The sequence below is a fragment of the Streptomyces cellostaticus genome (assembly GCF_023630175.1).
Lineage (GTDB): Bacteria > Actinomycetota > Actinomycetes > Streptomycetales > Streptomycetaceae > Streptomyces > Streptomyces cellostaticus_A.
Window position 1 is genome coordinate 107,385 of record NZ_JALLIN010000011.1, and the last position, 21,527, is coordinate 128,911.

The window sequence follows — 21,527 nt, forward strand, 5'->3', positions numbered from 1 at the left end:
TCCTGCAACTCTTCGGGAGGGTGCGAGTCCCCCGCGCGCCCTCGGTGGGGCAAGGCTATCCGCGTGGGCGGACAGGGCGTGTCAAGAATGGCTTCGCCCACTCAGCGGAATGCGGAAAGATGCCATCAGCAGCCACCACGGACGGCTGCGACACCTATGCGGTCGCGGCCCCGTACCGGTGCCGGAAGCCGCCACCGCCTCAATCAAGGAAACCCTCGCCGTGACCGCCGACCCCGTGCCCACCTACCAGTTGAAGATCGCCCTGCGAGAGACCAGCCCGCCGGTCTGGCGCCGGGTCACTCTGCCCGCCGACACTTCGCTCGGCTGCCTGCACGACATCATCCAGGCATGCTTCGGCTGGGACGACTCGCACCTGCATTCCTTCACAGAACCTGGCTCCGGCCGCCAATTCGTCGACTTCGACGCGCCTTTGGAGCACGATCCGGACCGCGACGCCGACGAGGAGTCCGTGACCGTGGCCGAGGTGCTGCCCCACGAAGGCGGTCGGCTGGGGTACACGTACGACTTCGGCGACGACTGGCGGCATCAGATCACGCTGGAGAAGACCTTCCCCACGTCCACCCCCGACCGGCGTATCCACTGCACCGGTGGACGCCGCGCCATGCCCTACGCCGAGGACACCGGCGGCGCCTGGGGGCTGCAGGCCGTACTCGACGCCGTCGCGGACCACGGCGCACCGGCCCCCGAGCCGTGGACGGACCTGATCGAAACGCTGCGCGAGGAGGGGTTCGACCCCGCCTGTTTCGACTGCGAGACCCTGGACCGGGAACTGGCCGGACTGGACCCGCGGCCGCCCACGGCCACCCAGGTACGAGGGTCGGCCGCAGCCGCCCCCGGCGGGCGGCGCTGCTCCTGCGGCGAGGTCCACGACGACGTGGACGACGTGGACGTGGAGTTCGTTCCGGTGCGCCCTGTCTCCCTGGCACCGCGCCCGGAGCTCGCCGCGGCCGCCCGGCAGGTGCCGCTGATCGCCACCGCGCTCCGCCTGGCCCACTGGTGCCGGGGCGGACGAGCCGTCACGTCCCGGGAGGTGCTCAAGCCCGCACTGGGCCGCCTGGCCGTCCAGGAACTCGAACTGTGGGCCCAGGACGAAGAACTGAGCGCACTGCGGCCCGCGGAGCGCGACAATCGCCTGGCCCGTCTGCGCAGCTCCGGCGACCTGCCCTGTCTGGACACCCCTTGGCGGCTCGCTCTGTACGCGGACCTGGTGGAGATCAGCGCGGGCACCGCCCGCCCCGGTCCTGACCTGCCCGCCACCGAGGGAGACGAGGGAGTACTGGAGCTCTGGTGCCAGGCGCTCGAGGACGAACTCGACGACCTGAACGACCTCGGGAACCTCGGCCTGTCCCCGTGGCTGTCGGCCGCGCTGGGCATGCGGGACGAGGACAGCGACGGCCTGGCAGCGGTGGTGCTGCGGGCACTGTACGAGGTGCCCGACGGCGAATGGCTGGACACGGCGCTGCTCGTCGGCGCCCTCCGGGCGGGCCTTCCGAAGCAGGAGGCACGACTGGCCGAACTGCTCGTCCTGCAGATCTTCGACCAGGCCGCCGTGCTCCTCGCCGAGTACCAGGCGGCGGAGGTCGAGGCCGGCCCGGACACGAGCCCGGAGCGCGACCACATCCTCCTCGGCATCACGGGGAGCACCGAGGACAGCGACGGCACTCCCCTGCCCGGGAAACGGCTCAGGCTCACCCCCTTGGGACGCCACGGACTGCGCGAGTACCTGCTTGCCGAGGGACTCCACGCTCCGCTGATCGGCGAACTGGCCGACGCCGACGCCCCGACGCTGCTCGACGTCCTGCTCGACTACGACCAGGACGCCGCCCAGTCCGAGATCACCGGATGGATCAGCCATCGGGGCCAGGGCCCGGCCGCGGTCCAGCTCATCGACGCCTGCGCCGGACTGGAAGCCGACGCGGCCCTCCGTCGGCTGACCGCCACAGCGGTGCTGGCAGAACTCGATGAACCCAGAGCGCTCGCGGTCCTGCGCAAGGCAGCGGCCTCGGGTGTCCCTGGCTGCGCCGAGACTGCGGCGATCGCGCTGGTCGACCGTGGCGAGATCCCCGAGGGACACGGTTCGGAACTCCAGCTCTGGGGGCTCGTCGACCATCTGTGGGGCCCACTCGGCGTGGGCGACGAGGCATTTGCCATGTTCCTGGACCACGAGGGGAACTTGGTACTGCCGCGTCTGGAGCAGGCTGCCGACGACCTGTGGCGCTGCGGCCACCCCGCCACCGGGCCCGTCCTGGAAGCGGCGGGGCGACACCTCAGGGCTCGGGACGAGGTGCTGGCCAAGCGGCTGCGCAGGTCGGCGACCAAAGTCGGATCCCAGCGCCGACGATGAAGTCGAACCCGCGCCGAAAGCCGAGAGGCGCGTCAGGCCCAGGTTCTGCGGTTGCCGACATGCGCGATCGCTGCGCGACGCTGGGCCGGCAGAGGCTGTGCTCGATCCTTGAGTCCTGTCAGCTCTCGTAGTGATAGCGACATTGCGCGATCAGGACGCCGTCCTCGGCTGCCTTGTAGATCAGTCGGTGCTCGTCGTTGACGCGGCGCGACCAGTAGCCCTGGAACCCGTGCTTGAGGGGTTCCGGTTTGCCGATCCCCTCGTTGCCGTTCCGGGCGATGTCCGCGGCAAGCGTGTTGATGCGCTTCAGGATCTTCCGGTCCTGAAGCTGCCACCACAGGTAGTCCTCCCAGGCACGGGAGGAGAAGGTGATCTTCAACTCGCGGCCCTATTCGTCGGTCGCCAGCTCGCGCACGGTGCCGCCGCCGTTCTCCAGCTCGTCGATGGACGCGAGCAGACGTCGGGCGTTCGCCGGGTTCCGCAGCAGGTATGCCGTCTCCTTCAGGGACTCGTAGTCCTCAAGGGAGACGATGACGACAGGCTCATGTCCGGCCCGGGTGATGACGACCTCTTCGCGGTCGTCGGTGACGGAGTTGAGCACCTCGGCGTACCGCGCGCGACTCGGAATACGTCATGGTCTTCATGATCGACCGCCTTTCACGTACAGGAAATTGCACGTCCGTCCCTGTTGGTGCGGCAAGCGCCGGAATGACAGCCGCGGCGCGGAAGTGTCGTGGCAGGCGGCAGGGAACGCGTCGGCCGGTCCCGCAGGGCGGCGGTCAGCCCGCGAATGCCTTGCGGAGGCGTTCCGCGGCGTCTGCCGGCACCTCGGTGCGCTTGCAGAACGCGAACCGCGCGAACGGGGCGCCTTCCTCGCGGTGGTCGTAGAAGACCGCGTTCGGGATGGCGACCACGCCCGCCCGCTCCGGCAGTGAACGGCAGAAGGCGAAACCGTCGCTCTCCCGGAGCGGGCGGATGTCCGTGGTGATGAAGTACGTGCCCGTCGGCCGGAACACCTCGAAGCCCGCCTCCGTGAGCCCGGCGGCGAGCAGATCCCGCTTCGCCCGCATGCCGGCGCGGAACTCCTCGAAGTACGTGTCCGGCAGCGCGAGCGCCTCGACGACGGCGTACTGGAACGGCCCCGACGACACGTACGTCAGGAATTGCTTGGCGGAACGGACGGCCGTCACGAGTTCCGCGGTACCGGTGACCCAGCCGACACCTCGTTGGCCCACCTATTCGTCTGTCGTGGGACAGGCCCCGCTGCGGATCTCCGGCACCGCCGGTGAGCCGGTCGCGCAAGCTGTCCGAACCGGTCTTCCGGCCGCACCGCCGGGCCCGGTGACGCGGCACTGTCCGTCGCATCCTGACCACACGAGGGAAGGAGCCGTCCATGAGCGTCGACGTGATCGTGCACGCCGAGTTCCCCAAGGGGTAAACGGTCCTGCTCGGGGCCGACGGAAAGGTGATCATGACCCCGCGGAGTGAAGAGCACTCCAGCACCATCAGGTCGATGCAGATCGACTCTCTCGCTCTCGGCCGTCATGCGAAGGTCACCTCCGACGTCTACATCGACTTCCCCGCCGACGAGAACTCCGCCCCCGACCTCGCGATCCTGCGCGAGGATGCACGCAAGGAAGGTAAGCGCTACAGCTTCGAGGACGTCCTGCTGATCTCCGAGGTCGTCTCGACCTCTTCCGCACGCAAGGACTACGACGACTGCACCGCGAAGTACGGCCGCTACGGCATTCCGGTCTACCTGGTCGTGGACCCCTACGCCCAGGAAGTCGTCCTCCACACCCAGCCGACCGGCACCGGTTACATCGCGGCACACACCCACAGGTACGGCACGGGCAAGCTTCCCATCCCCCTGGCCGACGGCCGCACCTTCACTCTTGACCTCGACGAGCTCCCGCGCCCGGAGCCCGAGGAGGGAGATCGCTGACGAAGGGCATCTTGGCGACGGCTCTTGGCTGTGTCACGGGTGTGGTGGTGGACTCCCCGGCAATATCCCCGCCGTGCTCAGTCCCAGTCGGCATCCGGCAGCATGGCCTCCGCGATGCGAAGGGGAACCGATTGAACTTCGGGGGTGCCGTGGAGAGCTGATCGGAGCGCTGACCGGAAACGGTCGACGCCGAGCACCCTCGCGGCGATCAGCGACAAAGTCGTGATGTCCACGTCACACACGTCTACGGGTGCGGCACCGTTGGACCACAGCCGCTCGTTTGCCATCGCCAGGTCGACAGCTGTGCTGTACCGCTGGGCCATCGCGCGAAGATGGCTGATGACGGAGTCCGTCGAATCCGGTCCTGGGCGGAGCAAGCTGGAGGCGATGCCCCAGTACACGCGGATGGGAGTACCCAGCGCGCCGACCGGGAGCACACCACGTCGATGTGGGGACTCCGAGATCAGAAACCGCAAGTGCCGCTGGACGCGCCGCCGAGGCGCGGCGTCTCCGTGCATCCCCGGATCTGATTCGCTTGGCGGGGCAGCGACGACATGGCCGGCTCCGAAACCACGGACCACGCCAGTGGCGGCGACAAGAAGGTATGCCTGCTGCTGCGGGTGCGACAGAGGCTCCGGCGGAAGGTTGTCCCCCTCGGCCGGGCTGTGCGGTTCCTGTCGGCCGACCATCGTCTCGATGTGCGAGGCCACCTGTGACACGCCCGGGGCTTCCGCGGAGTAGGCGACCCGAAGGTACGTGCCGAATCCGTGGCCGAGATCGTGCAGGATCTCGCCGGCCGCTGAAAGCAGTTGCCTGGCCCGCTCCGTGTCGAACAACATGGCCCACTGGCCCGCGAGACGCAACGAGGTGGCCGTGTCCACTCTCTCTGTCCAGTCGGCAACGTCGGAGACCGCGGTGCTGGTGTGCGGACCGTGCCTTTGCGCAGGATCGAAGAGACCGCGCGAGAGTGTGGCCGCGTAGGATTCGAAGAAGTCGGCCGCGCGACGGGCCTGATCGGGATCGATACGCAGCAGATCCAGCTCACGCTCGCTCACTCAGATCAGCTCCCGCACGTTGCTGAGTCTGTCCGGGGATGTGAACCGTGGATTGGTATGGATCCAAGCCTGCGAGAAGCTCAGTTCCCGGCGGTTCCAAACCCACTTTTCGCAGCTGTGAATATGGTTGTCCGGAACGATGATCTTGGCGACAATCTCGCCCTCCAGCTGGTAGGCCGAGTACCGGCGGTAGGTATTCAGGTCGCGCACCTCTTCGGCGACTCCCTCGATCTCGACCGCCGGCCGCGGGCCCACAAGCACCCAGCAACGGAAGAGATATGCGGTCTCGTGTCGGCCGAACTCGGTCGCGAACCAGAGAGCGGTCCGCCGGGCCGTGTGCGCGAAGTTCGTCTTCGCGAAGGTGTCACGCTCGACCGAACCGGCCGTCAGCGAGATGAACGGGGTCTGCTCGTGGAAAGGCTCTCCAGTGGCGGGATCGGGATCGGTGAAGTGGTTGACGTGCATGTCGATGTTGTCGGCGGTCAATTTCATGCGCCTCGCACGCGGGGTGATGGTGTGCGCCCCCCGCCACCAGTTGCAGATGATCCCCGCGCGGTCGTCAATGACCTTCTTCGCCTCCGTATCACTCCCCAGGGACATTCCCTTGACGCACCACTGAACGATCACTGTTGCTCCGATCCTGGGCACACTTGTGCCGCTTGTTCAGCCGAGAAGGATGCGCATGGCCGTCTGGAAGAGGACTTGGGCGCTGTTGGTGGATCCCTGAGCGCCTCGGCGCCGTGCCTCCGCCTGGAGTTTCTGCGAGTCCGCGCTCGTGTAGATCAAGAAGGGCGTGGATTCGCCGCGTTCGCGCAGCTTCTCCAGCAGGACGTAGGCTTCCGCCGGGCCCTCTCTGCGAGCCATGTCCGAGATGATGAGCGCGAACCTCTGCCGCTCCGTTTTCGATAGAGCCTCATCGGTCGAAAGTGCCAGCGAGATCTGCACGCCTACGGCTTCGAAAGCCTGCCGCTCGTTTATATTGCTCCTGGGATTGTCGTCGACCCACAGGGCCCGCTTGCCTGCTGCTGCGATGTCTCGCGCCGGTACCGCGTCCCGGACGGACCTGGCGATGCTCTGGATGTCCGGAGCCGCCGATGCTGTGTCCTCCCTCTTGACAGAGGCGAGTGTGAGTGAGGCCGTGGCGGACATCAGCTCAACGTAGTTCTCCTCGTGCTTGAAATCGCCGGGCCCGAACAGTTTTGTACTGTGTGTGCTCACCAGCCACGCGAAGATGCCCAGTACCAGGATCGGAAAGATCACCAGGAAGTAGATGAGCGGAGTCTTCTCGGTTGCGGACAGCGAATCGGCGAACGTGGTGACCAGAGCGGCGAATCCATAGACCATCACGATGAACAAGGCAATGATGCCCAGCGGATTGCGGGACAGGCCCTGGGCGGCTTTACTTAATTCTGCTAAGGCGTTTGTCACTTCGACTTCCCCGGTATGAGCGGCGATAGCCGCGGGGTGGTACAAGGCAGTAGCCCGAGGGTAGCCGTCCGTAGTAGCGTGCGTGCTCGGTTCTCGCCTTCCGGCCCCTCAGAGCCCTCGCAGCCGCTCCGCTGCCTCCTTCAGGACCTCGGCGCTCTTGCAGAAGGCGAAGCGGACGAAGGGCGCGCCCTGCTCGCGGTGGTCGTAGAAGACCGTGTTGGGGATCGCGACCACTCCGCAACGCTCCGGCAGCGAACGGCAGAAGGCGAACCCGTCGCTCTCGCCCAGGGGGCGGATGTCGGTGGTGATGAAGTACGTGCCGGCCGGGCGGAAGACCGTGAAGCCTGCCTCCGCCAGGCCGCCCGCGAGCAGATCCCGCTTGGCCAGCATGTCCGCGCGGAAGTCCGCGAAGTACGAGTCGGGCAGCTTCAGGGCCTCGGCGACCGCGTACTGGAAGGGTCCGGAGGCGACGTACGTCAGGAACTGTTTGGCCGAGCGGACCGCCGAGACGAGGCTGGGCGTCGCCGTCACCCAGCCCACTCCTGTTTCGTGCACTCATTTGCGTGTCGTGCAACAGGGCCCCACGGGCATCTGCGGCACCGCCGGTGAGCAGGCCGCTGTTCGTGTCCCGTGACGCACGTTCCAAAGGCATCCGCGCTCTCCCGGCCGCCGCCCGTGCCACTCCCGTTCCGGACGACACCCTGTGCCGTCCCCTGAAGCGGCCCTGTCACCACCGGACGACGGAGCCGTGGCAACCGCAGAGCCTGTCCGGACTGCTCTCACAGCGCATGGACGGCTCCTTCTCGTGTGTGGCCGTGTGGGCCTGCGGGGCTGCGGGGCCGGCGTCGATGGGGTTCGGCCGGAGAGGCGTGCCGTTCTGTGGTGCGGGCCCGTACGACGAAGTTCGGTTCGCCGTATGGACGTTCGAAGCCTCGGTTGCCGCGGGTGACTACCACCACGTGATGCCCTTGAGGCAGCGGGCCGCTCGTCCTCGGCCGAGTTGCCGACCGTGGTTCGGCGGTAGCGTGGCACGGCAGGGAGTGCTGCGGACAGGTTGGGCGATTCTTGTGCGGATGCGGTTCGAACCCGACGCCGAGGAGGAGTTCGAGGCGGCGTGCGGGCTGCTGGTCGACCGGTTGGTCCGGTGGGCCGCGGGCCAGGGCCTGCCGGGGGCTGCGGAGATGGCGGCCTTGTTTCTCGGCGCGCTCCAGGAGCGTGGCTTCCGGGGCGACGAGGAGCCGGCGGATCGGCTGCGCGCGGCCACGGGAGACGCGGCGATCCCCCTCCTGCGCCCGCTCGCGGTCGATGGAGATGCTCGCCATGCTGCTGGAGGGCGACCCGGCAGAGTCCGGTGGCCGGCTGGATCTGTCCACCGGGGAGGTTTGGCCGGCGTTCACTGACGAGCTGGCGCCCGGGCCCCCGGCCGAGGAGGCGGACGATTCCGAGCGATGGCGGTACGTGCCGGCTCCGTGGTCCCGGGCCGGTTACCGGGACATGGAGCTGTTCATCGAAGAGGTCGGGGACGCCGCCCTTGCCGACCGGCTGCGGATCGCCATCGGTGGGCGGGGCGCCTTCCGGCGCTTCAAGGACGTCCTCGCTGGTGACGAGCGCTCCTGGAGCCGGTACCACCGGTTCCGCGATGAGCGACAGCGCGGCAGGGCCCGCGCCCGGCTGGCCGAGGAGGGCTACTGCCCGCCCATCACCTTCTTCGTAGAGCCCAGCTCGGGTTCGTATCCTTCGGGGCCCGGGCCTGGCGGCACCGGTTGATCGCTGATGGAAGCGTGTCAGCCGACGGACAGGGCTGCGTGATGTGGCTGCCGATCACCTGTGTCCCGGTCGACCAGGCAGCAGTCGAGCTTGCCGACGAGGACGCGTGCTTCGAGCGATCCCAGAGGCGGCGTGAGTTCAGGACGCGAGGTGTTGCAGGCGGCTGGTGGCCTCGTGGAGGACGTCGTTCCTCTTGCATAAGGTGAAGCGGACCTGGCTGCGGCCCGCGTCGGAGTCGTCGTAGAAGACCGAGTTGGGGATGGCGACGACGCCGCAGCGTTCGAGGAGGGCGCGGCAGAAGGCGTAGGCGTCCTTCTCGCCGAAGGGGGTGATGTCGGTGGTGATGAAGTACGTGCCCTGGGGCTGGTAGGCCTCGAACCCGGCTGCCCGCAGGCCGTCGCCGAGCAGGTCGCGCTTGCGGCGGAGGTCGGCGCGGAAGCTGTCGAAGTACGCGTCCGGCAGGCGGCCGGCTGCCGTCCCGGCCTGGAAATCAGAGCGTAGTCAGAGTACAGTCTGAGTATGAGCATCGTGCACTCGGTATCCGAATCGGAATCCGTCTCGTTCACCGATCTGTCTCGGAACCCGAAGGCGGTCGCCGCGAGGGCCGCCGCCCTGGGATGCCTGCGTGTCACGCACCGAGACGCGCCCGACATGGTGCTGACCACGGCCATACACGCAGAGCGCAGCGAAGAAAACCTGACCACCGCGTCCCGACTGTTCCTTGCCCTGATGAAGCAGGACGGTGGCGCCAGGTCGCTTCTGCTCGCGCTGCCTGAGGTGTTCCCGTGGGTACGCCACCTGGACGACGAAGAAGTCCGGGAATTCACCATCGAGCTCCTGGATGCGCTGTCCGACGCCGCTGAGCTGGGCGCCAGGGAGGCTGTGCACCGAGCGATCGTCTCGTGGCGGGCAACTGCCCGCATCAACGCCGACCCTGACCAGCTCAGGGAAGCACTCCGTCCGCTCGGTGGCGTCGACCTCGGCCCGGTCGAGGTGCACGGGTGAGCCCGAAGAAGGGCGATCGGGTCAGCGTCCCACCGCTGAGCGGCTGGAACGTCATCCACGGGACGACGGAGGCAGCAACCGGTTGGGAGGAGCTGTGCCGGGTGGCGTTGCCGAACGCGCATCGCTGCCTGGAAGCCCTTCGCACGGACCCGCTGTCGCGGGCCAACTGGAACCGCCAGCACCAGCTCCGCGGCAGGCACGCCACCAGGGAATGGAAGGGCTCCGAGCTGGAGCAGTGGGAGTGCGAGATCACCAGCGGCGGCCGGGTTCGCTACCTGGTCAGTCCGGATACCTCGACTGTGATCCTGGTGTACGCCTCTCCGCGACACCCGAAGGACACCGAATAGCCCGACGGCCCAGGGCCCTATGCGCCCAGTGACTTGAGACGGCGCGTGGCCTCCTCCAGCACGCCCGTCCGCTTGCAGAACGCGAAGCGAACAAAGGGTGCGCCCTGCTCGCGGTGGTCGTAGAAGACCGCGTTGGGGATCGCGACCACCCCGCAGCGTTCGGGAAGGGCGCGGCAGGAGGCGAAGCCGTCTGTCTCGCCGAGGGGGCGGATGTCGGTGGTGATGAAGTACGTGCCGGCGGGGCGGAAGACCTTGAAGCCCGCCTGCTCCAGGCCGCCCGCGAGCAGGTCCCGCTTGGCCAGCATGTCCGCGCGGAGATCCGCGAAGTACGCGTCGGGCAGGCGCAGGGCCTCGGCCACGGCGTACTGGAAGGGCCCGGAGGCGACGTACGTCAGGAACTGCTTGGCCGAGCGGACGGCGGTGACGAGTTCGGGAGAGCCGGTGACCCAGGCGACGCCTCGTTCGCGCACTTATTCGCGTGAGGGCCCACGGGGCTGCACACTCGAGAGACAGTGAGCTGTTGTGTACACATGAGACACTCGGTACCCTTGGGTGCATGACGCAGCCCATGCCCATAGAGTCGATCCGCGATGTCCGGGCACACCTGGCCGAGGTCGTGGAGCGGGCCGACCGGGACGACGTACCTACCGTCATCACCCGGCGCGGCAAGCAGGTCGCCGCCGTGGTGTCCATCGAGGTGCTGCGCAAGTACCAGGAGTGGGAAGAGCGCGAGATCAACCGGATCATCGACGAGCGCATGACCAACCCGGCACCCGGCATCCCGATCGAGGACATCATGAGGGAGACGCTGGCGCGCAGTGAGTGAGTACCGCACCGTCTTCCGGGCCGAGGCTCAGGCCGAACTCCGCAAGGTCCCGCGAGACATGGCCCTCCGCATTCTGGCCAAGCTGACTGAGCTGGAGAGCGACCCGATGGGGTTCAACACCACGGCCCTCGTCTCCCAGCCCGACCGGCGCCGCCTACGGGTAGGCGACTACCGCGTGATCTACACAATCGACAACGGCGAGCTGGTGGTGTGGGTCGTACACGTCGGGCATCGCTCCACCGTCTACGACACCTGAACACTCCTGGCATCGGGTCAGAATATGCAGACGATCCAGCACGGGATCGGTGAAGAGGCCGGGCCCGTAACAGCCTGCACCACAGACGATGCAGGTGCCGGGCTGACCGGAGTGAGAGGGGAGACCGTGCCGCAGGAAGGGCGACGTGCGGATACGTCGTGAGGGACACGCCACGATGAGGGCGAGGGTTGCAGCGGCTGCCGCGCTGGTGCTGGTTCTTCCCGGATGCGGCGCGGCAGGCAGCGCGTCGACGAGCCAGGAACGGCCTTCGGCCACTTTCGAGACTCGGGACGGGTTCCGGCTGGAGGTGCTGATCGGGCCGAACGGCCAGGCCCATCTGAGCGTCACCCCGTGCGTGGAGAAGTCCGAGGTCGCTCGGCCGACGAGCAAGCCGAATGGCCCCGACTGTTCGAGGCAGACGCTGCCGGAGCCGAACGTGCGGTCCACGTTCTGGTCGAGTACGACGCTCCTGCCCAGCTGACGGAAGACGACGTCCGGAGCTCGGAACTGCTGGGAAACGCCCGCCCTCGTTTCGTGGACGGCACCCGGGGCCTGTCGTCAGCCCGCCAGCGCTTTCAGACGTCCCACCGCCTCCTCCAGCACCGAGGTCCGCTTGCAGAACGCGAACCGCACGAACGGGGCACCGGCCTCACGGTGGTCGTAGAAGACCGCGTTCGGGATGGCGACGACGCCCGCGCGCTCCGGCAGCGAACGGCAGAAGGCGAAACCGTCGGTCTCGCCGAGCGGGCGGATGTCGGTGGTGATGAAGTACGTGCCGGCCGTCCTGAACACCTCGAAGCCCGCGTCCGTCAGCCCCGCCGCCAGCAGGTCCCGCTTGGCCCGCATGTCTTCGCGGAAGGCGGTGAAGTACGAGTCGGGCAGGGCGAGCGCCTCGGCGACCGCGTACTGGAACGGGCCGGACGCCACGTACGTCAGGTACTGCTTGACCGAGCGGACGGCGGCGACGAGACCGGGGGCGCCGGTGACCCAGCCGACCTTCCAGCCGGTGAACGAGTAGGTCTTGCCGGCGGAGCCGATCGTGACCGTGCGCTCGCGCATGCCGGGGAACGAGGCCAGCGGCGTGTGCTCGGCGTCGTCGAAGACCAGGTGCTCGTAGACCTCGTCCGTCACCACCAGCAGGTCCCGCTCCACCGCCAGTTCGGCGACCGCCGCCAGTTCCTCCCGGGTGAGGACCGTGCCGGTGGGGTTGTGCGGGGTGTTGATCAGCAGCAGGCGGGTGCGGTCCGTGACGGCCGCGCGCAGCTCGTCCAGGTCCAGGCGGAAGGCGCCGGCGTGCGGCCGGAGCGTCACCGGCACCCGGCGGCCGCCCGCCATCGCGATGCTCGCCGCGTAGGAGTCGTAGTACGGCTCCAGGGCCACCACCTCGTCGCCGGGCTCCAGCAGCGCCAGCAGGGCGGCCGCGATGGCCTCCGTGGCGCCGGCCGTCACCAGCACCTCGGTGTCGGGGTCGTACGACAGCCCGTAGCGCCGGAGCTGGTGCGCGGCGATCGCGGCACGCAGTTCGGGGACGCCCGGGCCCGGCGGGTACTGGTTGCCGCGCCCGTCGCGCAGCGCGCGCACCGCGGCCTCCCGGATCTGCTCGGGGCCGTCGGTGTCGGGGAAGCCCTGTCCCAGGTTGATGGCGCCGGTCGACGCGGCGAGGGCGGACATCTCGGCGAAGATCGTCGTGCCGAACTCCGCCAGACGGCGGTTGAGGTGCGGGCGCGCGCTGGAGGTCATGCCGGTCATCCTGCGCCCAAGCTCCGGAGTTCCTCAACACTGCCTTGGGGCTGAGCGCATGCAGCGACGCGGCGGGCACCGTCTCTGAGCCGGGAGAGAGCCGGTGTCGACCGTCGTCATCTGTCGGCGTCGGCCGGGCTCGGACGGCCCAGGGGCGGCCCGGGTGGCGCCGGACCACGGCCCTCGACGTCGGCAGGGTCCGGACTGGGAGTTGTCGTCAGATGTCACGCCCACATCAGCAGGGACGCGAGGGTGACGGCTGCCTGGTAGGACTCGGCGGTCTTGTCGTAGCCGGTGGCGATGCCGCGCCACGGCTCGAGGCGACGGTGCGGCGGCCGCCTTTGTCCCAGCCCCGCAGCGGGCTGCCCACCGGCCCGCCCGCTGCGGGTGGGCCGGTGGGCCGGTGGGCCGGACAGCGTCGTCGATGCCCACCAGGGTCGTGACGGCCTGGGCGTCAATGGGAGCAGCCGGCGACAGCGCCGGCCGGTGCGCAGTTGTTCGGGTTGTTCGAGGCGAAGAAGCTGCCGACGGCAGTGACCGGTCCCGAATCGACGAAGACACCCCCGCCGTCCGTGGCGGAGTTGCCGGTGACGGTGACGCCGGTGAGGGTTGCGGGCATCTGCACATTGCGCAGGCCGCCCCCCGGTCCTGCCACCGACTTGTTGTTGCGGAGGGCTCCGCCGATCATCTTCAGCGGACCCTCGTTCAGAATGCCGCCGCCGCCGATAGAGCTTGTGACCCGGTTGTCCTTGACGGTCACGCCCGTCAAATCGGTCTCGGTGTCGTTGGCTCCGCCGAAGAAGCCGCCTCCGCTCGTGGCGGTGTTGCGCGCGAGGCTTCCCCCGGACATGCTCACCGTGTTGTCCGGGGCGCCGATCCCGATCCCGCCGCCGAAACCGGTCGCGGTGTTGTTGTCGATCCCGCTGGCGCGCAGCACGAGCGTGACACTGGGCCCCCCGGTGGCGATGCCTCCTCCGAAGTTCGTTGCAGTGTTGTGGCGCACGGCGCTGCCGCTCAGCGTCAGTCTGCCGCCGAGGACGGCCAGGCCGCCACCCAAGGAGGCGGAATTGTCGCGAACGGTGCTGCCGTTGAGTGTCAGCGCGCCGCTGCTCTCGATCCCACCGCCGAGGGAGGCCTTGCCGCCTGCGACGGTGATGCTGTTGAGAGTGAGGGAGCCGCTGGAATCCACCTCCATGACGCGGAAGTCGCTGGTGGACGTGGTACTGCGGACGACGGACGTCCCCAGACCGGAGATCGTGATGTTCCCGGTGACACGCGTCAGTCCGTTGTTCCCGGCGAACGGGCTGCTCAGTGTGTAGGTGCACCCCGGTGCCAGGGTGATGAAGAAGGGACCGGAGGCGGCGTTGCCGGCCACGATCGCCGCGTTCAATGCCTGGACGTCGCCACAGGGCACGAGGGTCGCCGCACGGGCGGCGGCGACGGTGCTTGCCGCGGCGGGCGTCGCCGCGGTGACCGGAAGAGCCAGGGCCCCGCAGCATGCCAGGAGTGCGACCGAACTCCGGTACGTTCGGCTCCTGGCCCCGGGGGCCGTTGTGGCGGGCGCGAAGTCCGCGGCGGGTCTCGCCACTGATGTATCGGAATCATGCATGGCAGCTCCGTGTGATCGGGCCGCCGACGGGTCCGTCATCACCTGACGCGATGGCTCGGGGCGGCGCAGTTACGCCCGGTCTATTGACCGATCCCACCTGCTGCTGCACGCACTCACCTCCAGATCACCCGTACGCCAGAACGAATGCTCCTTCCGAGGTACTGGGCTTCATCGAGTGATGTCGGGACGGTTTGCCCGACAGCGGGTGGCTCGCGCCCGGCGGCTGCCTGCTGAGTGAGACCGGCGAGCACCGGGCGCAGGCGGCGGTGCAGACTTCACCCGCGTCGGTCTGATGACCCGTCTGACGGAGTCCGAGGAGCTGTACGCCCATGTGGTGATCGGGCGCAGAGAGCAGGGCCCGTGCCAGTTCCGGCGCCCGGGCGATGAGCCCCGGGGGAGGGCCACACCGTGGTCCTCCCCGTTCCGTGCTCCGAAGGGACTACGCCCCACCTGGCAGGCCACATCCAGGACCGCTGGTTCAAGACCGAGACCGACTCCGCAGGCAAGTCCGTCCGCGTCCAGAGCGACCGCCACGGGTCCGGCCCGCGTTACCGGGCCCGTGACGTCGGTCCCGACGGCACCGAGAAGTCCAAGAGCTTCCCGGACGGAAAGAAGCGTCTCGCTGAGAAGTGGCTCAGCGCCGTCGGGACGGACACGACGCGCGGTCGTACACCGACCGGAAGATCACGGCCCACAGGCGGCCCAGTAATCCACGGACGGCCCCTGAACTGTCCTTCTGTGCAGGTCAGGGCCATGCCTCCGTGAGAAGGCTCTGAAGTTCCTCAACTCCGCTTTGGCGCGGTCGGCGGCCGGGCATCCCCCGGGCACCGCACGAGAGGCGGTGCCGGCGAGGCGCCCACGGGGGGTCGCTTCGCGGGGAGAGGAAGGAGGGGGCGCCATGGAGATCGGATTCGGCCTGGCTCTGCTCGCGCTGCTGGTCATCGCGGGGGTGGCGGCGAGCAGGAAGCGGGACCGGAACAGGGGCCCGGACCTGAGGAAGAACAAGGCCCGTTCGACCGGCCGGTCCCGCTCGTCCCGCACCAGGTACCCGTCGTCCTCGTCGTCGCACGACAGCGGCGCCAGTTGGTGGGTCGCGGGCGCGGCGGACGGCGGTTCGTCGTCCGGCGGCCATCACGGCGGCCATCACGGCGGCCATGACGGCGGAGGTCACTCCGGTGGTCACCACTCCTGCGGCGGAGGGCACTCCTCGTGCGGCGGCGGCTCGTCGTGCGGCGGGGGTTCCTCGTGCGGTGGCGGCGGCTGCGGGGGCGGAAGCTGACGGGGCGCGAGCGGGGGAGGCGGCCGACACGGGGCGGCCGGCTCCCCCCGGGCCGCGCGCCCGCGGGAGGAACCGGTCCGGCGGGCGGCCGGGCGCTCCCCGGGCCGGCGCCCCGCGCACGTCGTAGTTGAACAGTTGAGCTGTGGAGCCCTCTGAGGGATGGAAACCCCACGAACTTGGGTAAAAACGCTGTGGTGGCACCACTGTTCATGATTCCCTCTAATTCACCAATGCGGCCGTCCTGCTCACCGACACAGCCCTCGGACTCCCGCAGTCGCCCCCACCGGCCGGGCTGACTGGGCTGACAAGGCCGAACTCCCCTCCTTGTTCGTTAGCGGAGCCGACCCATGCTCACGACCCTGAACACCTCCTACACCGATACCCGTGCCGCCGACCTCGCCTGGGCCCTCGGCCGCGAGCCGCTGCCCGCGCTGGCCACGCTCGACCTGGAACTCGGCGGCGCCAGCCTGCAGTTGCGGCTTCTCGGCGCGTCCCACCAGGTGCTGGTCGAGGAGGAGCGGGGGCGATGTTCCGAGACGGTCGCGTGCATCCCCGGGTCCAGCACCCCGCTGCCGCTGGGCGTGGCCAAGCGCGTCGACGACTGGGAGTACGAGTTCGCGGCGCGCGTCGAGTTGCTCGCGCCGGGCTCGTTCGAGGGCCGCGCCCAGGAGTTGCTGGCGCTCGTCTCCGACCACCCGCACGGCCTCGCCGGCGTCTTCCCCGGGAGCCCGCACGCCTTCACCGCGCTGCTGGCCCAGTGGCGCGAGGGCCAGGTCCACTGGCGCACCTGGCACGCCTATCCGCAGGACGGCCAGTTGGTGGCGACCCGGACCCGGGTCGGGGCGCGGGTCCCGGCCGGACGGCCGGGACCGCACGCCTTCCACGCGGCGTAAACCAGTAATGCGTCAACTGCGCGGAGTTCCACACGTGTGGGTGACGAAGCGTACCGAGCGAGTGACGTAACGTCGCAGCGTGATCGATCCGCACGCTCCCGCTCCGCTGGGTGTCCCGCCCTGGACGGCCCCCGTACGGCTGCCCGTCCGGCCCGGCACCGGACGGTTCCTGGTGCTGGTGTGCGTCTTCGTCTGCGCGGCCTGCGGGCTGGTGTACGAACTGGAACTCGTCGCCTTCGCCTCCTACCTGATCGGCGACTCGGTCACCCAGGCCTCCGTCGTGCTGTCCGTGATGGTGTTCGCGATGGGCATCGGCTCCCTCGCGGCCAAGCGGCTGCGCTGGCACGCGGCCGCCGGGTTCGGCGCGATCGAGATCGCGCTCGCCCTGGTCGGCGGCTGCAGCGCGATGGCGCTGTACGCGGTGTTCGCCTGGACCGGTGGCTGGGGCGGGATCTGGGCCGACGGCCCGCGCTGTCTGCTCGTCGCCTTCTCCCTCGCCATCGGGCTGCTCGTGGGCGCGGAGGTGCCGCTGCTGATGGAACTGATCCAGCGCATCCGCCGCCAGGACGCGGGAGGCGCGGTCGCCGACGTGTTCGCCGCCGACTACGTGGGCGCGCTGGTCGGAGGCCTCGCCTTCCCGTTCCTGCTGCTGCCGTTCCTCGGCCAGCTCACGGCGGCGCTGCTCACCGGCGCGGTCAACGTGATCGCCGGGGGCGCCCTGGTGCTCGGCCTGTTCCGCCGCGACCTGAGCCGCCGGGCCCGCTGGACCCTGCTGCTGGCAGGCCTCACCGCGCTCGGCGTCCTCGCCGCCGCGGCCGCTCTCGCCGACGACTTCGAACGCGCCGCCCGGCACGCGGTCTACGGCAAGGACGTCCGGGTCGCGGTGCGGACCGGTGTCCAGGAGGTCGTCCTCGCCGGCGGCACCGGCGGCCGGCCCCTCGACCTCTTCCTGGACGGCCGGCTCAGGGCCGGTGGCGGCGACGAACGGCGCTACCACGAAGCCCTGGTCGAGCCCGCGCTGAGCGGCCCGCACACGCGCGTGCTCCTCCTCGGCGGCGGTGACGGCCTCGCCGCCCACGAGGTGCTGCGCCACCGCGACGTGCGCCGCGTCGACCTGGTCGAACCCGACGCCGGCCTGACCCGCCTGGCCCGCCGCGACCCCGGCCTGTCCGCACTCAACGGCCACGTCTACGACGACCCCCGCCTGCGTCCGGCGACCGCGGACGCGCTCACCTGGCTGCGCGGGGCGCCGGCGGGGGCGTACGACGTCGTGATCGCCGACCTGCCCGACCCCGGCGTCACCGCCAGCACCAAGCTGTACTCCCAGGAGTTCTACGGCCTGGCCCGCCGGGCCCTCGCCACCGGCGGGCGGCTGGTGGTGCACGCCGGACCGGTCACCGGCCGCCCCCGTGCCTTCTGGACGGTGGCGTCGACCCTCCGGGCGGCCGGCTTCGCGACCGCCCCCTACCGGGTCCCCGGCTTCCCGGCCGGCCCCGACCGCTCGGCCGACGCCTCCCGGGCCCCGCAGGACTGGGGGTTCCTGCTGGCGGCACCGGGCGCTACGGCACCACCGCTGCGGCTGACCGGCGAAGGGCCCGCACCCCGCACCCTGACCGGGGACGACCTGGCGGCCGACGCGCGCGCGGCCGCCGCCACCCGGGTCAGGGGACTGCCGGCGTCCACGCTGGTGCACCCGCGCTACTGACGGGGGTGCCCGTGTCTCACGGGCGGTCGTGCAGGGACTGCTGGGCCCACACGGTCTTGCCCTCCGCCTGGTACCGGGTGCCCCAGTCGTCGGCCAGCGTGGCGACGATGAACAGCCCGCGCCCGGTCTCGTCGCTGGTGCGGGCGTGCTTGAGGTGCGGAGCGGACATCGCGGCGTCACTGACCTCGCAGGTCAGCACGCCGTTGCAGATCAGGCGCAGGTTCAGCGGCGGGATGCCGTAGCGCACGGCGTTGCCCACGAGTTCGCTGACGATCAGCTCGGTGGTGAACGCGGCCTCCTGGTCGACCCCCCAGGCCCGCAGCCGGCGCCGGGCCTCCGCCCGAGCGAACGGCGCGGCCTCGGGCCCCGGCGGCAGGGCGCGGCCGAAGACCCGCTCGGCGGGCAGTGCCGCGGTGCGCGCGAACAGCATCAGCGCGTCCTGCGAGCGCTGCTCGTCGCCGACGGCGTAGGCCATGGCGTCGGCCAGGTCGGGCAGCGGCCCGTGGGCGTGCTCGTCGAACAGGGCGCGCAGCGGAGCGGCCGGGGCGAGGACCTCTCGTGCCAGGACGCGGGTGCCGATCGCCAGCGTGCTCCCGGCCGGCAGGTCGATCGTGGTGGCCGGGAACGGGGCGTTGCCGGGGCCGGCGAGCAGCGGTCCCGCGGGCACGGAGACGACGGCCGGATCGCCGCCGGGCGGGACCACGACCGGATCCGCGAGCCCCGCCCGCACGAAGGTGCAGGTGAGATCGATCGGGTCGTAGACGGCGATCAGGCAGCTCGCGGTCAGCGGTTCGCGGTGCAGCGGGTCGCCCGCCGGCAGCGCGGCGCGTTCCGCGGCGAGGCGGGCCGCCGTGTCGCTCAGCCGGGCCACCAGCTCGTCCGGCGCCAGGTCCAGGGACACGAGCGAGTGGATGACGGTGCGGAGCTGTCCCATGGTGGTCGCCGCGGCCATGCCGTGACCGGACACCTCGCCGACGACCAGCGCGGTCCGCGAGCCGGCCATGCCGATCACGTCGAACCAGGCGCCGCCTCCCTCCGATGCGGACAGATGCAGGTGGGACAGCTCCACCGTGTCCGGCACGGCCGGCCGCTGGGGGAGCAGCCTGCGCTGCACGGTCGCGGCGATGGTCCGCTCCCGGGCGTAGCGCCGGGCGTTGTCGATGCAGAGCGCGGCGTGCGCGCACACGTCGGCGGCGAGGGCGACGTCCGCCTCCTCGAAGGGCTCCTCCTCCCGGTGCCGGTAGAAGCTGACCACGCCGAGCGCCTCGCCGCGCAGCGCCAGCGGAGCGACGATCAGGGAGTGGGCACCGGAGGCCCGGATGGCGTCGGCCCGCGGCGGGTCGGCCCCGAGCCACAGACTGTCCTCGTCGACCCTGACCAGCCGCGGCCGCAGGTCGGTCAGCACGCGCGAGAACGGCGTGCCGTAGGGCAGCCGCCGCACCTCGCCCACCGGATACGCCGACACCACCCCCCGGAACGCGGCCCGGCGCAGCGGCACCTCACGGCCGACCGGGACCAGGGGCGGCGCCTCCCCGCGCACCACCTCCTCGACCACCTCGACCACGGCGATGCCCGAGAACCGCGGCACGACCGCGTCCACGAACTCATGGCAGGCGGCGATCACGTCCAGCCGCTCGCCGACCCGGCGCCGCACCTCGTCCACCACCGACAGCCGCCACAGGGCGTGTTCGCGCTCGGTCATGTCGATGGCGGAGGCGACCAGGCCGAGGACGTCGCCGCGCGCGTTCTCCAGACGTACGTAGGAGACGGAGTAGACGCTGTGCTCGCGGCCCGCCGCGGCCGGCACGACCCGCACGATCCGGTTCAGCTCGGCCCGGCCGGTCTCCAGTACCCGGCGCGCCGCCGCCTCCTCCTGCTCGGGGTCGGCCAGGCCGTACGCCCGGGAGAAGACCCGGCCCAGCAGCCGGTCCTCCGCGGTGTCGCGCAACGTGTGGGTCGCGGTGTTGACGCGCACGATGCGCAGCCGGTCGTCGAGCACGTGCAGGCCCACCGGTGACTGGGTGAAAATCGCCCGCAGGACGGCGAGGTCGTGGCCGGACGCGGCGTCCGGCGCCGCGCTCACCTCCCACACCAGCGTGCCGTCCGTCAGCACCGGCCTGACCAGCACGGGCCGCAGCACGTCCGGGCCGACGCGGCCGTCCGGGCCGCCGCGCAGCAGTGACCCCACGGTCCGCCCGACGGTCTCCTCGGCGGACCGGCCGAACGCCTCCCGGGCCGCACGGTGCCATTCGAGCACCCGTCCGGCCTCGTCGAGACGCATGAGCCGGTCGTCGCTGGGCATCGCGGCAACACCTCCGCCCCCATCCATGCCCGCGCCGCCCACCGGACCGACCCGATGCCGGGAAGCTGCCGCCGATCGGGGCATCGCCGGGTCCGCGGGCGGCCACGGGAGCGGGTTCCACGGGCACCGATGCACGGGAGGGTGCGTTCCGGCCGGGACTGGGTAGGCTCAGCCGACATGGAGCACCAGGTCTTCGTTCCGGTTCCGGTCGACCGGCTCAGGGAGGCGCTCGCCGAGCCCGCCCGGGTCGCCCGGGCGGTCCCCGGGCTCCAGCAGGACGCCGGTGCCGAACCCCTCTCGGGACGGCTGAAACTGCGGGTCGGCGGACACTCCGTCACCTACCGCGGGGCGCTGCGCGTCTCGCCCCGCGAGGACGGCGGCTACGCCGTGGACGGCGAGGCCGCCGAGGCCCGCGGTACCGGCGCGGCCAAGGTCGCGCTCACGCTGCGCCTCGAGGGCACCGCCGACGGCACCACGGTCACGGTCGAGGGCACCGCGGAGGCGGACGGACGCATCGCCGAGCTGCCCGCGGACGCGGTGAGCTCCGCGGTGACCCGGCTGCTGAACCGCTTCGTGGAGAGCCTGGCCGCCAGCCCCGACAACCCGGACCGGGGGCCCGGTCCCGAGTCCGCCTCGGTCTTCGGCACCGGGGCCCCGCAGCCCGCCCCGGACCCCTCCCCGGCGCCTTCTCCGGATCCCGCCGCGGACGACGCCACCGCGGACCTGCCGGCGGACCGCTTCGACGGCAGCGGCGCGCCGCCCGCCGAGGCCGCGCACGCGCGCCGCACGATGATCGGCCGCAGCGCGGAGGAGGTCGACCACGCGCCCCCGCGCGGCCGTTACGCCCCCGTGCCGGCCCCCCAGAGCGGCGCCGGCAATCAGATCCTGCGCTGGGCTGCGCCCGCGGCGGCCCTGGCCGTGGCCTCCGCGATCGTGGCGAGCCGCGCGCTGCGCCGCCGGCGCTAGTGCGGTGACCGGACGCCCTCTTGATCGTCCCAGTAGGGT

18 protein-coding genes and 7 pseudogenes are annotated in these 21,527 nt (G+C 70.5%); 13 read left to right on the plus strand and 12 right to left on the minus strand.

Annotation, left to right across the window (positions count from 1 at the left end):
• Nucleotides 1–220 precede the first annotated feature (220 nt).
• Nucleotides 221–2,365, plus strand: coding sequence for a plasmid pRiA4b ORF-3 family protein (locus MXD57_RS09675; RefSeq protein ID WP_250400920.1), 2,145 nt, complete (start codon nucleotides 221–223; stop codon nucleotides 2,363–2,365).
• 118 nt (nucleotides 2,366–2,483) lie between these two features.
• On the opposite strand, the gene MXD57_RS09680 is transcribed toward MXD57_RS09675, so the two are convergent.
• The 3 genes and pseudogenes from MXD57_RS09680 to MXD57_RS09690 all read right to left on the minus strand — a co-directional run.
• Entirely contained in the window at nucleotides 2,484–2,744 is a 261-nt protein-coding gene (locus tag MXD57_RS09680) for a Txe/YoeB family addiction module toxin (RefSeq protein ID WP_250400921.1), read from the minus strand.
• Between the two features lie 9 nt (nucleotides 2,745–2,753).
• Nucleotides 2,754–3,009: pseudogene (locus tag MXD57_RS09685) on the minus strand (type II toxin-antitoxin system Phd/YefM family antitoxin).
• 135 nt (nucleotides 3,010–3,144) lie between these two features.
• Nucleotides 3,145–3,585 (minus strand): annotated as a pseudogene (locus tag MXD57_RS09690) (aminotransferase class I/II-fold pyridoxal phosphate-dependent enzyme); the annotation flags it as partial.
• A 245-nt stretch (nucleotides 3,586–3,830) separates the two neighbouring features.
• Here MXD57_RS09690 and MXD57_RS09695 point away from each other — a divergent pair.
• The gene (locus tag MXD57_RS09695) at nucleotides 3,831–4,310 is read left to right on the plus strand and encodes a Uma2 family endonuclease (protein ID WP_308290679.1); all 480 of its coding nucleotides are present in this window, start codon (nucleotides 3,831–3,833) and stop codon (nucleotides 4,308–4,310) included.
• A 77-nt stretch (nucleotides 4,311–4,387) separates the two neighbouring features.
• On the opposite strand, the gene MXD57_RS09700 is transcribed toward MXD57_RS09695, so the two are convergent.
• The 4 genes and pseudogenes from MXD57_RS09700 to MXD57_RS09715 all read right to left on the minus strand — a co-directional run.
• Nucleotides 4,388–5,365 carry a hypothetical protein gene (locus tag MXD57_RS09700; protein WP_250400923.1) on the minus strand — a complete coding sequence of 326 codons (978 nt, stop codon included), beginning with the start codon at nucleotides 5,363–5,365 and terminating at the stop codon, nucleotides 4,388–4,390.
• The gene (locus tag MXD57_RS09705; RefSeq protein ID WP_250400924.1) at nucleotides 5,366–5,992 is read right to left on the minus strand and encodes a hypothetical protein; all 627 of its coding nucleotides are present in this window, start codon (nucleotides 5,990–5,992) and stop codon (nucleotides 5,366–5,368) included.
• Between the two features lie 36 nt (nucleotides 5,993–6,028).
• Nucleotides 6,029–6,793: a response regulator gene (locus tag MXD57_RS09710; protein WP_250400925.1), complete on the minus strand. Its 765-nt coding sequence runs from the start codon at nucleotides 6,791–6,793 to the stop codon at nucleotides 6,029–6,031.
• A 108-nt stretch (nucleotides 6,794–6,901) separates the two neighbouring features.
• Nucleotides 6,902–7,333: pseudogene (locus MXD57_RS09715) on the minus strand (aminotransferase class I/II-fold pyridoxal phosphate-dependent enzyme); the annotation flags it as partial.
• 765 nt (nucleotides 7,334–8,098) lie between these two features.
• On the opposite strand from MXD57_RS09715, the gene MXD57_RS09720 reads away from it, so the two are divergent.
• On the plus strand, nucleotides 8,099–8,560 hold the full coding sequence (locus MXD57_RS09720; RefSeq protein WP_250400926.1) for a hypothetical protein: 462 nt from the start codon (nucleotides 8,099–8,101) through the stop codon (nucleotides 8,558–8,560).
• Between the two features lie 138 nt (nucleotides 8,561–8,698).
• On the opposite strand, the pseudogene MXD57_RS09725 reads toward MXD57_RS09720, so the two are convergent.
• A pseudogene (locus MXD57_RS09725) lies at nucleotides 8,699–9,025 on the minus strand (aminotransferase class I/II-fold pyridoxal phosphate-dependent enzyme); the annotation flags it as partial.
• Between the two features lie 54 nt (nucleotides 9,026–9,079).
• Between MXD57_RS09725 and MXD57_RS09730 the strand changes: the two are divergent.
• Nucleotides 9,080–9,565 carry a prevent-host-death family protein gene (locus MXD57_RS09730; RefSeq protein ID WP_250400927.1) on the plus strand — a complete coding sequence of 162 codons (486 nt, stop codon included), beginning with the start codon at nucleotides 9,080–9,082 and terminating at the stop codon, nucleotides 9,563–9,565.
• Nucleotides 9,562–9,912, plus strand: coding sequence for a hypothetical protein (locus MXD57_RS09735; RefSeq protein ID WP_250400928.1), 351 nt, complete (start codon nucleotides 9,562–9,564; stop codon nucleotides 9,910–9,912). Before MXD57_RS09730 ends, MXD57_RS09735 begins: the two co-directional genes overlap by 4 nt.
• A 17-nt stretch (nucleotides 9,913–9,929) precedes the next feature.
• Here the strand turns inward: MXD57_RS09735 and MXD57_RS09740 are convergent.
• A pseudogene (locus tag MXD57_RS09740) lies at nucleotides 9,930–10,367 on the minus strand (aminotransferase class I/II-fold pyridoxal phosphate-dependent enzyme); the annotation flags it as partial.
• 101 nt (nucleotides 10,368–10,468) lie between these two features.
• Between MXD57_RS09740 and MXD57_RS09745 the strand changes: the two are divergent.
• Both MXD57_RS09745 and MXD57_RS09750 read left to right on the plus strand, forming a co-directional pair.
• On the plus strand, nucleotides 10,469–10,738 hold the full coding sequence (locus MXD57_RS09745; protein WP_005483715.1) for a type II toxin-antitoxin system Phd/YefM family antitoxin: 270 nt from the start codon (nucleotides 10,469–10,471) through the stop codon (nucleotides 10,736–10,738).
• Nucleotides 10,731–10,994, plus strand: a complete 264-nt coding sequence (locus tag MXD57_RS09750) for a type II toxin-antitoxin system RelE family toxin (protein ID WP_045558184.1) — start codon at nucleotides 10,731–10,733, stop codon at nucleotides 10,992–10,994. Before MXD57_RS09745 ends, MXD57_RS09750 begins: the two co-directional genes overlap by 8 nt.
• Before the next feature lie 558 nt (nucleotides 10,995–11,552).
• Here MXD57_RS09750 and MXD57_RS09755 read toward each other — a convergent pair.
• Nucleotides 11,553–12,743, minus strand: coding sequence for a pyridoxal phosphate-dependent aminotransferase (locus tag MXD57_RS09755; protein WP_250400929.1), 1,191 nt, complete (start codon nucleotides 12,741–12,743; stop codon nucleotides 11,553–11,555).
• Nucleotides 12,744–13,188: 445 nt separating this feature from the next.
• Nucleotides 13,189–14,109, minus strand: a complete 921-nt coding sequence (locus MXD57_RS09760; RefSeq protein WP_250400930.1) for a hypothetical protein — start codon at nucleotides 14,107–14,109, stop codon at nucleotides 13,189–13,191.
• Nucleotides 14,110–14,549: 440 nt separating this feature from the next.
• On the opposite strand from MXD57_RS09760, the pseudogene MXD57_RS09765 reads away from it, so the two are divergent.
• From MXD57_RS09765 to MXD57_RS09785, 5 genes and pseudogenes are all read left to right on the plus strand, one after another.
• Nucleotides 14,550–14,695 (plus strand): annotated as a pseudogene (locus MXD57_RS09765) (putative protein N(5)-glutamine methyltransferase); the annotation flags it as partial.
• A 98-nt stretch (nucleotides 14,696–14,793) separates the two neighbouring features.
• Nucleotides 14,794–15,012 (plus strand): annotated as a pseudogene (locus MXD57_RS09770) (site-specific integrase); the annotation flags it as partial.
• A 229-nt stretch (nucleotides 15,013–15,241) separates the two neighbouring features.
• Entirely contained in the window at nucleotides 15,242–15,622 is a 381-nt protein-coding gene (locus MXD57_RS09775; protein WP_250400931.1) for a hypothetical protein, read from the plus strand.
• A 347-nt stretch (nucleotides 15,623–15,969) separates the two neighbouring features.
• On the plus strand, nucleotides 15,970–16,515 hold the full coding sequence (locus MXD57_RS09780) for a DUF2617 family protein (protein WP_250400932.1): 546 nt from the start codon (nucleotides 15,970–15,972) through the stop codon (nucleotides 16,513–16,515).
• Between the two features lie 79 nt (nucleotides 16,516–16,594).
• Nucleotides 16,595–18,220, plus strand: a complete 1,626-nt coding sequence (locus MXD57_RS09785; RefSeq protein ID WP_250400933.1) for a polyamine aminopropyltransferase — start codon at nucleotides 16,595–16,597, stop codon at nucleotides 18,218–18,220.
• Nucleotides 18,221–18,236: 16 nt separating this feature from the next.
• Here MXD57_RS09785 and MXD57_RS09790 read toward each other — a convergent pair whose 3' ends face one another.
• A complete protein-coding gene (locus MXD57_RS09790; protein ID WP_250400934.1) occupies nucleotides 18,237–20,522 on the minus strand; it encodes a SpoIIE family protein phosphatase in 2,286 nt (761 codons plus the stop codon).
• Nucleotides 20,523–20,699: 177 nt separating this feature from the next.
• On the opposite strand from MXD57_RS09790, the gene MXD57_RS09795 reads away from it, so the two are divergent.
• The gene (locus tag MXD57_RS09795) at nucleotides 20,700–21,488 is read left to right on the plus strand and encodes an SRPBCC domain-containing protein (protein WP_250400935.1); all 789 of its coding nucleotides are present in this window, start codon (nucleotides 20,700–20,702) and stop codon (nucleotides 21,486–21,488) included.
• Nucleotides 21,489–21,527: the final 39 nt, after the last annotated feature.